14 protein-coding genes and 1 pseudogene are annotated in these 14,716 nt (G+C 68.5%); 9 read left to right on the top strand and 6 right to left on the bottom strand.

Annotation, left to right across the window (positions count from 1 at the left end; genetic code table 11):
- Positions 1-14: 14 nt before the first annotated feature.
- From OHT74_RS08635 to OHT74_RS08620, 4 genes are all read left to right on the top strand, one after another.
- A complete protein-coding gene (locus OHT74_RS08635; protein ID WP_266662262.1) occupies positions 15-800 on the top strand; it encodes an exodeoxyribonuclease III in 786 nt (261 codons plus the stop codon).
- Between the two features lie 69 nt (positions 801-869).
- Positions 870-1,310, top strand: a complete 441-nt coding sequence (locus OHT74_RS08630) for a DUF6278 family protein (protein ID WP_266662260.1) — start codon at positions 870-872, stop codon at positions 1,308-1,310.
- Between the two features lie 228 nt (positions 1,311-1,538).
- On the top strand, positions 1,539-2,282 hold the full coding sequence (locus tag OHT74_RS08625) for an amino acid ABC transporter ATP-binding protein (RefSeq protein WP_266634630.1): 744 nt from the start codon (positions 1,539-1,541) through the stop codon (positions 2,280-2,282).
- Between the two features lie 11 nt (positions 2,283-2,293).
- Positions 2,294-3,286, top strand: a complete 993-nt coding sequence (locus OHT74_RS08620; protein WP_328619912.1) for a glutamate ABC transporter substrate-binding protein — start codon at positions 2,294-2,296, stop codon at positions 3,284-3,286.
- A gap of 23 nt (positions 3,287-3,309) precedes the next feature.
- Here the strand turns inward: OHT74_RS08620 and OHT74_RS08615 are convergent, their stop codons facing one another.
- From OHT74_RS08615 to OHT74_RS08605, 3 genes are all read right to left on the bottom strand, one after another.
- The gene (locus tag OHT74_RS08615; RefSeq protein ID WP_328619911.1) at positions 3,310-4,680 is read right to left on the bottom strand and encodes a hypothetical protein; all 1,371 of its coding nucleotides are present in this window, start codon (positions 4,678-4,680) and stop codon (positions 3,310-3,312) included.
- A 365-nt stretch (positions 4,681-5,045) separates the two neighbouring features.
- Positions 5,046-5,360, bottom strand: coding sequence for a helix-turn-helix domain-containing protein (locus OHT74_RS08610; protein ID WP_328619910.1), 315 nt, complete (start codon positions 5,358-5,360; stop codon positions 5,046-5,048).
- A 4-nt stretch (positions 5,361-5,364) separates the two neighbouring features.
- Entirely contained in the window at positions 5,365-6,435 is a 1,071-nt protein-coding gene (locus tag OHT74_RS08605; RefSeq protein ID WP_328619909.1) for a tyrosine-type recombinase/integrase, read from the bottom strand.
- Between the two features lie 209 nt (positions 6,436-6,644).
- On the opposite strand from OHT74_RS08605, the gene OHT74_RS08600 reads away from it, so the two are divergent.
- On the top strand, positions 6,645-7,289 hold the full coding sequence (locus tag OHT74_RS08600) for an amino acid ABC transporter permease (RefSeq protein ID WP_266662252.1): 645 nt from the start codon (positions 6,645-6,647) through the stop codon (positions 7,287-7,289).
- On the top strand, positions 7,286-8,170 hold the full coding sequence (locus OHT74_RS08595; RefSeq protein WP_328619908.1) for an amino acid ABC transporter permease: 885 nt from the start codon (positions 7,286-7,288) through the stop codon (positions 8,168-8,170). The genes OHT74_RS08600 and OHT74_RS08595 overlap by 4 nt, the downstream gene beginning before the upstream one ends.
- Positions 8,171-8,334: 164 nt before the next feature.
- On the opposite strand, the gene OHT74_RS08590 is transcribed toward OHT74_RS08595, so the two are convergent.
- Complete coding sequence (locus OHT74_RS08590; RefSeq protein ID WP_328619907.1) at positions 8,335-9,615, bottom strand: RNA-guided endonuclease InsQ/TnpB family protein; 1,281 nt, start codon at positions 9,613-9,615, stop codon at positions 8,335-8,337.
- A gap of 35 nt (positions 9,616-9,650) precedes the next feature.
- Between OHT74_RS08590 and tnpA the strand changes: the two genes are divergently transcribed.
- On the top strand, positions 9,651-10,067 hold the full coding sequence (tnpA, locus tag OHT74_RS08585) for an IS200/IS605 family transposase (protein WP_328623282.1): 417 nt from the start codon (positions 9,651-9,653) through the stop codon (positions 10,065-10,067).
- A gap of 102 nt (positions 10,068-10,169) precedes the next feature.
- On the opposite strand, the pseudogene OHT74_RS08580 reads toward tnpA, so the two are convergent.
- Positions 10,170-10,363: pseudogene (locus OHT74_RS08580) on the bottom strand (CocE/NonD family hydrolase); the annotation flags it as partial.
- Between the two features lie 10 nt (positions 10,364-10,373).
- Positions 10,374-11,606: an Ig-like domain-containing protein gene (locus OHT74_RS08575; RefSeq protein WP_443047317.1), complete on the bottom strand. Its 1,233-nt coding sequence runs from the start codon at positions 11,604-11,606 to the stop codon at positions 10,374-10,376.
- 284 nt (positions 11,607-11,890) lie between these two features.
- On the opposite strand from OHT74_RS08575, the gene OHT74_RS08570 reads away from it, so the two are divergent.
- Positions 11,891-13,006, top strand: a complete 1,116-nt coding sequence (locus tag OHT74_RS08570) for a lipid II:glycine glycyltransferase FemX (RefSeq protein WP_443047697.1) — start codon at positions 11,891-11,893, stop codon at positions 13,004-13,006.
- Positions 13,003-14,706, top strand: a complete 1,704-nt coding sequence (murJ, locus tag OHT74_RS08565) for a murein biosynthesis integral membrane protein MurJ (protein WP_443047316.1) — start codon at positions 13,003-13,005, stop codon at positions 14,704-14,706. The genes OHT74_RS08570 and murJ overlap by 4 nt, the downstream gene beginning before the upstream one ends.
- Positions 14,707-14,716: the final 10 nt, after the last annotated feature.

Raw genomic sequence — 14,716 nt, 5'->3', positions numbered from 1 at the left:
GTAGGTTGGACGGCATGCGTATCGCCACGTTCAACGTCAACTCGATCACCGCCCGGCTGCCGCGCCTGCTGGCCTGGCTGGAGAGCTCCGGCACGGATGTCGTGTGCATCCAGGAGACCAAGTGCTCCGCGGAGCAGTTCCCGCACGAGCAGCTGCGCGAGCTGGGCTACGAGGCGGCCGTCAACGCCACCGGCCGGTGGAACGGGGTGGCCCTGATCTCCAAGGTCGGCCTGGAGGACGTGGTCCGCGGCCTGCCCGGCGGCCCCGACTACGAGGGCGTCGAGGAGCCCCGGGCGATCTCCGCCACCTGCGGCGGGGTGCGCCTGTGGTCGGTGTACGTGCCGAACGGCCGCGAGGTCGAGCACGACCACTACGGCTACAAGCTGGACTGGTTCCGCGCGCTGACCGCCGCCGTCGCCGAAGACGCGGCCGGCCCGCGTCCGTTCGCCGTGCTCGGCGACTACAACGTGGCCCCCACCGACGAGGACGTGTACGACCCGGCGGTCTTCGCGGGCTTGACCCACGTGACCCCCGCCGAGCGCGCCGCCCTGGAGGCACTGCGTGCCGCGGGGCTCTCCGACGTGCTGCCGCGCCCGCTCAAGTACGACCGCCCGTACACGTACTGGGACTACCGCCAGCTCGCCTTCCCCAAGAACCGCGGCATGCGCATCGACCTGGTCTACGGGAACGAGCCCTTCACCAAGGCCGTCACCGACGCCTACGTCGACCGTGAGGAGCGCAAGGGCAAGGGTGCCTCGGACCACGCCCCGGTGGTCGTGGACCTGGCGCTGGACGCGTAGCCGCGGCGGCGTGAACGGATCCCGCGCGCCCTGTGGCCAGCGCGGGATCCTGGTGCCAGGCTGGGCGGTATGAACATCCCCTTCCTGGGCAACTGGCTGAACCGGCACGAAACGGAACGGGGTACGGGACTCGCCGCCGCCCTCGCGGACGACCCCGAGGGCATCAACGAGTTGTTCTCGGAATGCGAGATGCTGCGCGTCCACGCGCGGGCGGCCGGGCTGGAACTCGACGAGAGCCCGGCCTCGTTGGAGGCGCTCGACCAGCTGATGCCCCGCTGGCGCCGGGACCCGGTGGCCGTGCCCTGGCTCGGCAACGACGCGGGCCTCTACCTCGGGACCGTGATCATCCGGACCAAGCTGGGCTCCGCCTGGCAGGCGTGGCCCAACGGCCAGCCGGTGATCCGCCTGGCCTCGGGCCGCGAGCTGAACGTGGTGGAGTGGGGGGTGTCCTGGGCGATGACCGGATCCCCCGAGCTCTCCCAGGCCTACGCCGAAGCCTCCGAGGGCTGACCTCCCCGCACCGTCAGGCGGCCACGCCGCCCTGGTGCGCCGGAAAGATCAGCTCCCCCTCGCGGCTGTCCTGGGCGTCGACGAAGAGGTTCCCGTGAACGGAACGCGGGGCTGTTTCATCACCGCGTGGGCTTTATGCCGTCTTTAGGCGTGTCGAGGCGAAGTGCTCTTCCGCGGCTGGATAGTTTGCGCTGACCTCGAGATTCCGACAGGTGGGCAGGGCAGCGCATGGCCGTCGATCCGTTGATCGAGCTGCGGGACGTCAACAAGCACTACGGGGCACTGCACGTACTCCAGGACATCAACCTCACCGTCGGCCGCGGGGAGGTGGTCGTGATCATCGGCCCGTCCGGTTCCGGGAAGTCGACCCTGTGCCGGACCATCAACCGCCTGGAGACCATCGAGTCGGGCACGATCAGGCTCGAGGGCAAGCCGCTGCCCGACGAGGGCAAGGAGCTGGCCGCGCTCCGAGCCGACGTCGGGATGGTCTTCCAGTCCTTCAACCTCTTCGCGCACAAGACCGTCCTCGCCAACGTCTCGCTCGCGCAGATCAAGGTCAGGAAGCGCAAGAAGGACGAGGCCGACAAGCGCTCCCGGGAGCTGCTCGCCCGCGTCGGTCTCGCCGACCAGGCGCCGAAGTACCCCGCCCAGCTCTCCGGCGGCCAGCAGCAGCGCGTCGCCATCGCCCGCGCCCTGGCCATGAACCCCAAGGCGCTGCTCTTCGACGAGCCCACCTCCGCGCTCGACCCGGAGATGATCAACGAGGTGCTGGAGGTCATGCGGCAGCTCGCCGCCGACGGCATGACCATGGTCGTGGTCACCCACGAGATGGGCTTCGCCCGTTCCGCCGCCAACCGCGTCGTGTTCATGGCCGACGGCAGGATCGTCGAGGACCGGACACCGGAGGCCTTCTTCACTGCCCCGGAGAGCGAACGGGCCAAGGACTTCCTCTCCAAGATCCTCAAGCACTGAGGGGCGGGCCGATGAAGCCAACCCGCGGCGCGGGGCCGCGCACCTGCCTCCGCCGCCTCCTCCTCGCCGCCGCCCTGCTGGCGGCCCTCGCCGGCTGCGGCAAGGAGGGCAGCCCCCCGGTCAAGGGCCCGCAGCCCGAGGACCTGCCGGTGTACGAAGTCGCGACGGACTTCCGGCTGCCGGAGTCCCCCACCTGGGAGAAGGCCAGGAAGCGCGGCCACCTGGTGGTCGGCGCCAAGGAGGACCAGCCGTACATGGGGGAGAAGGACCCGGCGAGCGGCCGCTACTCCGGCTTCGACATCGAGATCGCCAAGATGATGTCGGCCTCGCTCGGCTTCGACCCCAAGACGATCGAGTTCAAGACGATCGCCTCCGCCAACCGCGAGACCGCCCTCCAGAACGGCCAGATCGACTACTACGTCGGCACCTACACGATCAACGACAACCGCAAGAAGCAGGTCGGCTTCGCCGGCCCGTACTTCCTGGCCGGCCAGTCCCTCCTCGTCCGCAAGAACGAGAAGGACATCAAGGGCCCGGAGGACCTCGCCGGCAAGAAGGTCTGCTCCGCCGCCGGCTCCACCCCGTACCAGCGGCTCCAGAAGGAGTACCCGCAGGCGGTCCTGGTCGCCTACGACACCTACTCGGTCTGCGTGGACAACCTGCTGACCTACCAGGTCGACGCCGTCTCCACCGACGACTCGATCCTCCTCGGCTACGCGGCCAAGGTCCCCGAGGAACTGAAGGTGGTCGGCACGCCCTTCTCCGAGGAGCCCTACGGCATCGGCGTCCCGCGCAGCGACAACGCCCTGCGCTTCGCCCTCGACGACGCCCTGGAGGCGCACGAGAAGAACGGCGACTGGAAGAAGGCGTACGAGGCCACGCTCGGCCTGTCCGGCGTGCCCGCACCGAAGCCGCCCGCCATCGACCGCTACCCGGCGAAGGCTCGTGGGTTCGGCAATTCCGAAGGTTCCTCGGCCGGGAACCGGGCGGGGGTGGGTGCCTGATGGCGGGGGTACGGGGTGCGGGTTCAGGAACTGTGGCCTGGATGGTCTGTATCCGTTGTCTGGATGCCGCCGAGTTCGGTGTTGTCCAGGGTGCTGGTGTAGCGCTGGGCCGCTTGGAAGCTGAGGCCGAAGAGGTCGGTCAGTCGGCGGGTGTCGCCTCCTGTGGCGAGTGCTTCATGAAGGAATCTGTCGCTGCGCATGGACCGCGTGTTCAGCTTGGGGCCCAGCAGCAGGTAGATCCATCGGTAGCCGACGTGTCCGGTGTTGTTGGCCGTGCGGAAGTGGACGAGCAGGTGGGGGTTGGCCGTGTTGGGCCAGCGGCGGTTGCGGTAGTCGAGGTAGGTGGCCAGCCGTTGCCGGACGGGTTCGGCCAGTGGCACGGTGCGGTCGCCCAGGGTGAGCCGGCCATCGAGGATGTCGGCGAGCTTGAGCCGCTGCATCTGCAGAGACCGCAGTGCGTGGAAGGCGTGGAAGGCCGCGACCAGCGCGCGGGCCGGGTCGGGAGAGTCGAGTGCTTCCTTGATGTCGGTGACGTTCAGCGCAGTGGGGACGCTGTCCGGCTCATGGCCGGTCTTGATCTGGCTGATCGGGTTGGTGAACAGGATCCGTCGGGCTTTGAGGATTCGGAAGACCGACCGCAGCCCCTTGCCGGCTTGAGCTCGCTGGAGGCCGTCGGTGGGCAGGACACGTCGGACGTCGTCGATGCTGATCTCCCGCAGCGAATTCTTCCCCTGGGCTGCCCATGCCCGGATCGGTGGAAGGGCCCAGCCGAGGTAGAGGCGGATTGTTGTGGCGGTGCGAGGACGCTGGCGGGGTGTGGTCGTGCTGCCTTCGTCCATGATCCGGAACCAGGAGCTCAGTTCCTCGGTCATGGGCTCGGGCAAGCCGTGGACCTGGCGCTCGAACCATGTGGTCAGAGCGGGGACACGATCGTCCTCGAGCATTCCGGCTTCGCTCAGGATCGCCAGGACGTGACGGATGGGAAGGTTGACTTCCGTGAGGACGGCGACGTCGGTCGCGGTGATGGCCACTCCGGGGGTGTCCTGGAAGCCGAGCATGATGTTGACGCCGGCTCGGACGTCGCAGATGGTGCCGTGGCTCCAGCCGTAGCGGGCTGCCCGCTCCTTGACCAGCTGTTCGGTCAGGGCCGCCAGGCCGGGGTCCGCGGCCTGGGCCAGGCCGCGTCGGCCGCGGTGGCGAAGTGTGCGGGCCATGTCGAACAGCACCATCTGCCGGTGTGTGGCCGCAGGAAGGGTCGACGGTGTCGGGGGCGAGGAGTACGGTCGTCGGCCTTTGGGTGGTCCGTGGCGGGAGAACAGGTCGGCGATGAAGAGCTGTTGCCCGTGCTGGCTGGTCTCTTCCAGCGTTCCCAGTGCCCGGGCTCCGCGGAGCATGGCGGCCTGCTTGCGGCACAGACGGCACACGTTTTCGATGTCGAGGAGCGACGAGTGTCCGCAAATGCGGCACGGGCCCGAGACCGAGTAGGTGCGGCGCCAGCTGTTGCATCCCTTGCAGTGCCACCGCAGATGGCGTTCGGCGCCCCAGGCAAGGCAGTTGACGCAGGAATCGACCGGTGGACGCGCCGAGGGATGGCAGCGTTCGCAGAGACCGGAGGCGTAGTAGAGGCTGCGAGAGCCACAGCGCAGGCAGGGTGGCGGGGTCACCGGCCCGCCGGGCCAGCAGGTGAAGCAGTACTCGACCCTCGGCATGGCCAAGGGCCGGACGCCGCAGATACTGCACATCGTCTTCCACGGCTTGCTCATGCCGGCGGCGCCGATCGCGGCCTGCCCCACCGGGGTGCCACCGTAGCGGCCACCGTGGGAGCAGTTTCCTCCTGCGGTCTCCTGGCGGCCACGGCTTCAGGCTCGCGAATGAGCAGGTCCGTCGGGTCGCAGTCCAGGACAGCGCAGATGATGTCGAGGTCGTCGAGCCGGACCGACGTCGGCGTGGTGGTCCACAGCGCCGACATCTTGCCCGCGCTGATCTCCAGGCCGGCCTCTGCCAGGCGGCGGCGCATCTCGGTGGACTTCCAGATCCCGCGTTCGGCTGCCTTCATCCGCAGGTTCCAGCGCATCTCGTCATCCGATCTCCTGGCCCAGACGGGCTGCCACACGTGCGTTGGCGCTGGTCCAGGCAAGCTCAATGTGTTCTTCACGAACATGGATGTAGCGGGTCGTCGTCGACAGCCATTCATGGCCGAGCAGGTCCTGGATGGCCTTGAGGTCCAAGCCCCGTCCGTAGAGCGAGGACGCGCAGAAGTGCCGCATTCCGTGCGGCGTGAGCTGTCCCGACCAGGCAGGCAGCCATGTCCTGACGGCCTGGATGAATCCGGAACGCAGGGCATCCGCACCGACTCTCAGGCACCGGTCGGAGGCCGCATCCCGTCGCTCGCTGGGGAACATCGGTGCGTCCGGCTCGGCGTAGTCGGGGCCGTAGTGGGGTCGGACCTCGGCCAGCCACCAGTCCATCAGGTCGCAGACCTGGTCGATACCAGGCACCAGCCGTGTCTTGGGGCCCCGGCCCCGGCTGCCCTTGCCGTGGCGGACATGGAGCTTCCCGAAGTCACCGAAGTCGGGACGCCAGTCACGGATATCGAGCATCACCGACTCGGTGATCCGAAGACCCACCCGGCGCCACAACGAGGCGGCCATGTAGTTCCGGGCCGAAGGCAGGTACTTGCGTGTTCCGGGGAGCGACTGACGCCATGCATCGAAGAGCCCGCTGACGTCATCGGCCGACGGCGGCACTCGTCCGGCACCGTACTCGGCATGGCTGGGCCGGTTGTACTCGTCGATCGGCTGCGTCAGCACATAGCCGGTGCGGGCATGGACCTCGCCCTGGTACCGGGCCATGAGGAAGTCGTAGAACCGGGCGATGGCACGGGCCTTGTCGTAGACCGTGGCCCGGGCCTGCAGCCTCTCCTTGCGCAGGTAGGCAAGGAATCGGTCGGCGTCACTGGCCTGCACCGTCCATACCGGGCGGCCGGTGAAGCGGACGAACTCGAACAGGGCCGCGCGGTCACCGGCCAGCGAACCATCGGTGATCCCTGCGCCGACCCCCGCAAGCAGGAACTGGTCGATCAGCTCTTGTTCGTAGTCAGCGAGTTCCTCGATCGAGGCGGGAGTTCTCGCATCGGCCAGGGACCGCACAACGGCCAAACCCATTCTGGCCACCTCAGTTCATCGGAGACGCACATGAGGCAGGAATACCGTGGATCCCTCAGGAATCCCGACGGTTCCTCACAAACAGATCCCCTCCGAGTGAACCTCAGCTGGCCTGCACACACAGGTGACCTGGCCTCTCTATCCTCCGCCGAACCCACGGCATCTCGGACAAGCTGAGGGGACAGCACACCACCATGCACGTACTCACGGAGAACTTCTCGGTCTACGGGAAGGGCTTCCTCGGGACCGTCCAGCTCACGGTCTACGCCTCGCTCCTCGCCCTCGTCCTCGGCTTCGTGATGGCCTCCTTCCGCGTCGCGCCCGTCGGCTCCTTCCGGGTCTTCGGCACGGTCTGGGTCACCGTGCTCCGCAACACCCCGCTCACGCTCCTCTTCTTCGCGGTGCTGCTGGGCCTGCCGCGCTTCGGGGTGGTGCTGCCCTTCCAGGTGTTCGCGGTCCTCGCGCTGGGCTGCTACACGTCCGCCTTCATCTGCGAGGTCCTGCGCTCGGGCATCAACACCGTGCCCAAGGGCCAGGGCGAGGCCTCCCGCAGTCTCGGCATGACCTTCACCCAGACCCTGGGCGCGGTGGTCCTGCCGCAGGCCTTCCGCACCGTCATCCCGCCCATCGGCTCCACGCTGATCGCGCTCGCCAAGAACTCGGCGATCGCCGGCGCCTTCAGCGTCAACGAGCTGCTGGGCACGTACAAGACCCTCAACGAGCTGGGCTACAGCATCGTCTGGACGTTCTTCTGGATCGCCGTCGGCTACCTGATCATCACCCTGTCCATCAGCGCGCTCTTCAACGTGCTGGAGAAGCGCTGGGGGATCACCCGATGACCGCGCACGCCCTCCAGGGGGACCTGGAGTCCACCGCCCTCTACGACCTGCCCGGCCCGCGGACCCGGCGCCGGCACTTCCTCTACGGGATCGCCTCGACGGTGGTGATCCTCGGCCTGCTCGCCTGGATCCTCTACCTCCTCTTCGACACCGACCAGTTCACCGCCGCCAAGTGGAGCCCCTTCACGTACAAGGGCATCCAGGAGCTGCTGCTCAGGGGGCTGGGGAACACCCTCAGGGCCTTCCTGTACGCCTCGGTGTTCTCGCTCGTCCTCGGCGCGGTGCTCGCGACCGGGCGGCTGTCCGTGCACCGGCCGGTGCGCTGGGCGGCCACGGTGTGCGTGGAGTTCTTCCGGGCGATGCCGGTGCTGGTGATGATCTTCTTCATCTTCGTCGCACTGAAGGTCCAGCCGCTGCCCGCGCTGGTGGCGGGGCTGACCCTGTACAACGGCTCGGTCCTCGCCGAGGTCTTCCGTACGGGCATCAACTCGGTCGACAGGGGCCAGCGGGAGGCGGCGTACGCGCTGGGCATGCGCAAGACCCAGGTCATGACGTACGTGCTCAGCCCGCAGGCGGTCCGGGCGATGCTGCCCACGATCATCAGCCAGCTGGTGGTGGCCCTGAAGGACACCTCGCTCGGGTACCTGATCACGTACGAGGAGTTCCTGCACGCGGGCAAGCTGATCGCCTCGAACCTCGACTACGACCTGCCGTTCATCCCGGTCGTGATGATCATCTCCCCGATCTACATCGGGATGTGCATGCTGCTCTCCTGGTTCGCCGGCTGGGTGGCGCGGTTCGAGCGGCGCAGCCCGAAGACCGAAGCGGTCGAGGTCGTCGAGGACGAACCCGGAACGGTGCTGCCGGGCGGTCCTCGGTAGCTCCGAAGAGCCGCCCCGTCCGGCAGCAGCCGCAGATCACTGCTCGCGCAGAGGTACCGAGACGTACGAGGGATCGGTGCGCGGCGAGGAGAAGGTCAGCTGTGCGCCGGTGGGGTTGTGCTCGATTTGAAGTGCTCTCCTGGCTGAAGCCGGGAGATTCCTGCTTACCTTGCGGTAGCGGGCTTGACGCGCTTGGCGCGCCTGACGACTGCCCTCCCGGCAGCCGGGACGAGCGCGAGGCCCATCCGGTACAGGTGCAGGACGTTGCGGGCTGCGTTGTGGTCGGCGTTGCCCGACCAGCCGCAGTCCGGGTTCTTGCACACGAACACGGCCTGTGACTCCCGGCTCCCGGGCGTGGTGTGGCCGCACGCTGAGCAGCGTTGGGAGGTGCCGGGGGCGGGGACCTTGTGCAGGGTGCCGCCGTGCCGGGCGGTCTTGTACGCCAGCATGGCGGCTGTCCGCCCCCACGCCTCCCCGCTGATGGAGCGGTTCAGCCCGGACTTCTGGGCGACGTTCTTCCCCGGCACTTCGATGGTGCCCCTGGCCGACTTGACCATGTTCGTGATGGCGAGTGCTTCGACCACGACAGTGCCGTATCTGCGGGCGATGGCGGTGGTCGTCTGGTGCTGCCAGTCCACGGCTCTGCGCTTGGCTTTCGCGCGGAGTCCCGCGATCTGGTCGTATGTGTGGTGCAGTCGGCGGCTGGTGCGCTCGCCGGGCTTGCGGTGTGCCTTGCGCCGGGCGGCACTCTGCTCCAGGCGCAGGAGCTTTGCCTTCTCTCGATCGGTCAACCACTCATCGTGCTCGTACGTGTCGCCGTCCGACAGGGCGATCGGCACGGTGACACCCACGTCGATCCCGACCTCCGGCCCCTGGTGGGGTGCGGGCAAGACGTCCAAGGCCTGAACGCGGAAGGCGATGTGCCAGCCGAGCGCGTCCTTGACCAGCCGCGCTCCGGTGATCCGGTTTTCCGCGTTGGCATGCTTGCCCACGGGCAGGTCCTTGGTCCACCGGAAGCGGACCCGGCCCACCTTGGGAATGTTGACCAGGCCCCAGCGGCGGTGGACGCGGACGATGTTCAGGTCCCGCCCCTGTGGAATGTCCACGGACATCACCGTGCGGATGCGGCCTTTGAAGTTCGGAGCGTCTGCGCGACCGTCCCAGCAGTTCTTCCACGCCTGGAAGTACGTCTTCAGCACCGCTTGCGCGGCCTGCGCGGGAAGGGCAGCGAGGAAGTCGATATCCTCGCGGGCTTTCCGGATTGCGGCATCCGCGTTTCCGAGAGTCCGCTTTTCCTTCGACATCATCCGCCACCAGGCGTGCAGCAGGTTCCACATGGTGCGGGCCGCGTGTGCCTGGCGGTCGGCCTTCAACACCTCAGCAGGCGACAGCGCAAGCCGGACACGGTGCCCGAACTGCCGCTTGACCAGAGTGTCTTGACCCATGACAGAGAACCTAGCATTGGTTCATATCGCCAGGCCTGAACCCTGACCCCGACGTCAGAGCCGGTCGCCATGTTGTCCACCACCTGCACGTTCACTTGGTTTTTGTCACCAAGTACCGGCGGAACGCGTTCACCGACGCCATGCCGAACTGCACCGAAGAGATCATGCGGGAGGTATGCGCCGACTTCGAAGCCGAGCTGAAACAGTTCAACGGCGAACAGGACCACGTACACCTGCTCGTGCACTACCCACCCAAGGTGCAGCTCTCCAAGTTGGTCAACTCCCTCAAGGGCGTCAGCTCCCGCAGGCTCCGCCAGGAGTACAACAGCCACGTCCGCCGGTACCTGTGGGGTGGACACTTCTGGTCCGGCTCCTACTTCGCCGGCTCATGCGGCGGCGCACCCCTGACCGCCGTCAAGCAGTACATCGAAAACCAGCAGCGCCCCGTCTGACCGTCACCCCGCAGGCGCAGAGCACCCCGGCGCTCCGCGCCTCCGGGCCGAAGACGGCCTCCACCCCCGCCCTGAAGAGCGGAGCACCGGCCAAGATCAGAGGTAGATCGACTGGATGATGTCGGCCCAGCCGCTGAGCGCGACGACGGCTTTGATCCGGGGCCGTGCGCCGAGGCCAGCAAGCTGATGCCCGCGCCGTACGAGACCCCGCCGAGGCCGATGTGGCCGCCGTCGGCAGGGGTGTTGGCCAGCGCCCAGTCGATGACGGCGGAGACGTCGGGGGTGTCGGGCGGGCCTGTCCGCGGATCAGCCGTTCTGGGGAGTGCCGCCCGCACCGCCGGCCAGGGCGCTCTTGGCCTTCCACTCGTCCCAGGACAGGTTCCACTCGCCGTAGCCGTTGCCGATCTCGGCCTTGCCCTTGGAGCCGTCGCCGACGACCTCGACCAGGTCGCCGACCTGGGCTTCGGCGAAGAGCGCCTTCGCGTCGGAGTCGCTCATCCCGACGCAGCCGGAACTGCTGTTGGCCCGGCCGAAGTTGCCGCTGTTCCACGGCGCGGCGTGGATGTACATGCCCGACCAGGTCACCCGCATCGAGTAGTCGACCATCTTGTCGTAGGAGTCGCCCAGGCCCACCGTCTGGGAGTCCATCCGGATGGTGCCCTCCTTGCTCATCAGCACCATCTTCCCGGACCAGGAGGCCTTCTGGCCGCCGGGCGTGCCCGCCGAGATCGGAATGGTCTTCACCGCCTGGCCGTCCTCGGTCACCGTCATCTTGTGGGTGTCCAGGTTCACCTGGAGCCGGCGGTCCTTGCCGATCTTGAACGCGGTGTCGTAGTCCTTGACGAACATCCCGCCGCCCTGGCCCGAGTCCACCCCGTTGAGGTTCATCTCGACCTTGACCTCGGTGCCGGACTTCCAGTACTCCTTCGGCCGCCAGTCCACCCGGTCGTTGCCGGTGTAGTCCTTGAACCAGCCCCAGGAGCCCTCGGTGTTGTTCGAGGTGGTGACCTTCAGGTGCTTCTCGACCTCGGCCTTGTTCTTCACCGGGTTGTCGAACACGATCGAGACCGGCTGGGCGACGCCCACCACCGGACTGGCCTTGCCCGGGTTGATCGTGACCTTGTTCACCTTGTCCGCGGCGACCGTCTTGAACTGGGCGCCCGCGCTCTGGCTGTCGGTGTTCTGCGCCTCGACCTTGTAGTCCGTGCCCGGCGAGGCGTTGCGCTCGGAGGTCCACGTCTTGCCGTCGTCGGCTATCTTCCCGGGCAGTTCGCCGCCCTTGCCGTCGGACACCTTCACCAGGGACAGCTTCCCCTCGGCGAGGGTCACCTTCACCGGCTCGCCGGGCTTGGCCTGATCGCCCGTGAGGTTCACGGATATGGCCATGTCCGGCTTCTTCTTCATCTCCGCCTTGCCGGAGTCGTTCCCGCCGCCGCTCCCGCCCGAGCCGCCCCCGCAGGCGGTCAGCGCGGCGGCCATGAGTGCGGTCCCGGCCAGCATGGCGTGGCGACTGCGTGCGATACGGCGTGTGCGGCTCAACGAAAACCCCTCCAAGTAATGATCGTCCGCAAAAGGAGATGCGAACGGCACGACTGTAGGTTGCGTAATCCGCCGAAAAGATCCGACTTTCGGTTGTGACGTGGACCGCAGCGAAACGGTCATCGTCCGGTCACAATCGCCGCGCACTTCGGTCATGGACACCTGTGAGAGTCCTGTGCATCCCGCATCCGCATCCCGGGTTCCCGGACGTACAGGAAGGCCGATCCGTCGTGTGCGCACTGCTCGTGACCCCCGCCCAGCGACACCAGTCCCCGGACCAGGAGCTGAGTGTGCGTCCGCTGTCCGTTCCGGAATACCAGGCCTTCCTTTCCAGTAACCGGAACGCGAGCTTTCTCCAGTACCCGTCCTGGGCCGGGGTCAAGGACCTTTGGCGCTCGGAAAGGGTCGGATGGCACTACCCCGACGGGGAAATAGCCGGTGCCGGACTGGTCCTGTACCGCCAATTCCCCGGCACCCGTAAATACTTCGCCTACCTCCCCGAGGGCCCCGTCGCCGACTGGTCCGACCCGGACATCGACCGGTGGCTGGACCCCTTCAAGCGCCATCTGCGCGCGGCCGGCGCCTTCGCCGTCCGGATCGGGCCCACGCCCGCCTACCGCCGCTGGGACGCCGCCGCCGTCAAGTCCGGTACCGGACCCGGCCGGCAGATCTCCGACGTGCTCGCCACCGAGGTCGACCCGGTCGGCGCCGCACTCGCCGACCGGCTGCGCACCCGCGGCTGGAAGCGCTGCGGCGGCGAGGACGACGGCGACGCACAGCCGCGCCACGTCTTCCGCGTACCCATCGCCGGCCGGTCCCTCGACGAGCTGTGGTCCGGCCTCAACCAGGAGTGGCGGCGCAATGTGCGCAAGGCCACGAAGTCCGGCGTGGAGACCGTCCTCGGCACCGCCGCCGACCTGCCCGAGTTCTACCGGCTGCTGCGCATCACCGAGGAGCGCGACGGCTTCCGCCTCGGCCGCTCGCTCGCGTACTACCAGCAGCAGTACGAGGTCCTCAACGCCGAGGCGCCCGGCCGGATGCGCCTCTACCTGGGCATCCACCAGGGCGAGATCCTCGCCGCGCACACCATGATCGTGGCCGGGAAGCGGGTCTGGTACCAGACCGGCGCCTCCGCCGACCACCGCCGCGAGGTCCGCCCCAGCAACGCCCTGCAGTGGCGCATGATGCGGGACGCACACACCCTCGGCGCGGACGAATACGACATGCGCGGGGTACCCTCCACCCTTGACCCCGACGAACGTTCTTTCGGGCTGCTGCGCTGGAAGCTCGGCACCGGCGGGCAGGTCGTCGAAACGCTCGGCGAGTGGGAGACCCCGATGGACGGATACGCCAACACGGCGCTCCACAAGGCGTTCCAGGCCTACCTGGCCCGCCGGTGACGGCCACCGACACCAGACCGGCGACCGGTCCGTCCGCCGAAGGAACAGCCGCCGAAGGCACCGCGGAGCCGGCACCGGGGAAGACCTCGGTGCTGCGCAGCGGCGCCCTCATGGCGGCCGGCTCGATCGTCTCCCGCGCCACCGGCTTCGTCCGCTCCGCCGTCGTCGTCGCCGCGCTCGGCACCGGGCTGCTCGGCGACAGCTACGCCGTCTCCAACACCGTCCCGAACATCCTGTACATGCTGCTCATCGGCGGCGCGCTCAACGCCGTCTTCGTGCCCGAGCTGGTCCGGGCCGCCAAGGAGCACCAGGACGGCGGGGCCGCCTACACCGACCGGCTGCTGACCGCCTGCACCACCGCCCTGGTCGTACTCACCGCCGCCGCGGTCGTCGCGGCGCCGCTCATCGTCTCGGCGTACACCGACTACACCGGGAGCCAGGCGAGCACCACCGTGGCCCTCGCCCGGTACTGCCTCCCGCAGATCCTCTTCTACGGGCTGTTCACCCTGCTCGGCCAGGTGCTGAACGCGCGCGGCCGGTTCGGCGCGATGATGTGGACCCCCGTCCTCAACAACATCGTGATCATCGGCGTCTTCGGGCTGTTCCTCGTGGTCTCCCAGGGCAGTCATGGAGGTGCGGACGGGCTGACTTCCGGTGAGACCCGCCTCCTCGGCCTCGGCACCACCGCCGGCATCGTCCTCCAGGCCCTCGCCCTGGTCCCCTCGCTGCGCGCCGCCCGCTTCCGCTGGCGCCCCCGCTTCGACTGGCGCGGCAGCGGCCTCGCCCGCCCGCTGCGCAACGCGGGCTGGCTGGTCATGCTCGTCTTCACCAACCAGATCGGCTACTGGGTCGTGACCCGGCTCTCCACCACCACCGGCCGGCGCGCCGTGGAGGCCGGCCTCGCGGGCGGCGCCGGCTACACCGCCTACAGCAACGCCTACCAGCTGTGGATCGTCCCGCAGGGCATCATCACCGTCTCCCTGATCACCGCCCTGATGCCGCGGATGAGCGGCGCCGCCTCCGACGGCGACCTCGCGGCGGTTCGCCGGGACGTCTCGTACGCGCTGCGCTCCAGCGCCGCCCTGGTCGTTCCCGCCACCTTCGTGTTCCTCGCCCTCGCCCCGTGGGTGATGGGCGCCGTATTCGAGTACGGGCGCACCACCGCCGCCGACATCGAAGTGATGGCCGGCATGCTGATGGCCTTCGCACCCGGCCTGATCGCCTTCTCCGGCCAGTACGTCCTCTCGCGCGGGTTCTACGCCCTCTCCGACACCCGGACCCCGTTCTTCCTGAACCTGGTCATCGCCGCCCTGAACGCCGGGCTGTCGCTCACCGCGTACCTCCTGCTCCCGCCGCGCTGGGCCGTCACCGGCATGGCGGGCGCCTACTCCGTCGCCCTGTTCGCGGGCCTCGCGGTCACCGCATACACCCTCGCCCGGCGGCTCGGCCCGCGCGCGGGGACCCGTACCGAGCGACGCACCACCGCGGCCCGCACCCACCTGCGGCTGCTCGTCGCCTGCCTGCCCGCGGCCGCTGCCGGGTACGCGGCCGCCCGCGCGTCCGAGCGGTTCGGCGACTTCGCCGCCGTCGGCGCGGGAACCGCGGCGCTCGCGCTCGTCGTCGTCCTGCTCGCCAGGCCGCTGCGCCTCACGGAAATCACCGACCTGCTGGACTCCCTGCGGCGGAAAATCGGCCGTTAGCAGGAGAGCA

Source organism: Streptomyces sp. NBC_00354, from assembly GCF_036106915.1.
Classification (GTDB): Bacteria; Actinomycetota; Actinomycetes; order Streptomycetales; family Streptomycetaceae; genus Streptomyces.
The sequence above is the reverse complement of the archived record's forward strand: the minus strand, read 5'-3'. Positions and strand labels throughout refer to the sequence as shown.

Bases quoted from the DNA above. Each gene is read 5' to 3' on its own strand.
- OHT74_RS08635 (WP_266662262.1), top strand. From the start codon at position 15: ATGCGTATCGCCACGTTCAACGTCAACTCGATCACCGCCCGGCTGCCG.
- OHT74_RS08630 (WP_266662260.1), top strand. From the start codon at position 870: ATGAACATCCCCTTCCTGGGCAACTGGCTGAACCGGCACGAAACGGAA.
- OHT74_RS08625 (WP_266634630.1), top strand. From the start codon at position 1,539: ATGGCCGTCGATCCGTTGATCGAGCTGCGGGACGTCAACAAGCACTAC.
- OHT74_RS08620 (WP_328619912.1), top strand. From the start codon at position 2,294: ATGAAGCCAACCCGCGGCGCGGGGCCGCGCACCTGCCTCCGCCGCCTC.
- OHT74_RS08615 (WP_328619911.1), bottom strand. From the start codon at position 4,680: ATGCTCCGCGGAGCCCGGGCACTGGGAACGCTGGAAGAGACCAGCCAG.
- OHT74_RS08610 (WP_328619910.1), bottom strand. From the start codon at position 5,360: ATGCGCTGGAACCTGCGGATGAAGGCAGCCGAACGCGGGATCTGGAAG.
- OHT74_RS08600 (WP_266662252.1), top strand. From the start codon at position 6,645: ATGCACGTACTCACGGAGAACTTCTCGGTCTACGGGAAGGGCTTCCTC.
- OHT74_RS08595 (WP_328619908.1), top strand. From the start codon at position 7,286: ATGACCGCGCACGCCCTCCAGGGGGACCTGGAGTCCACCGCCCTCTAC.
- OHT74_RS08590 (WP_328619907.1), bottom strand. From the start codon at position 9,615: ATGGGTCAAGACACTCTGGTCAAGCGGCAGTTCGGGCACCGTGTCCGG.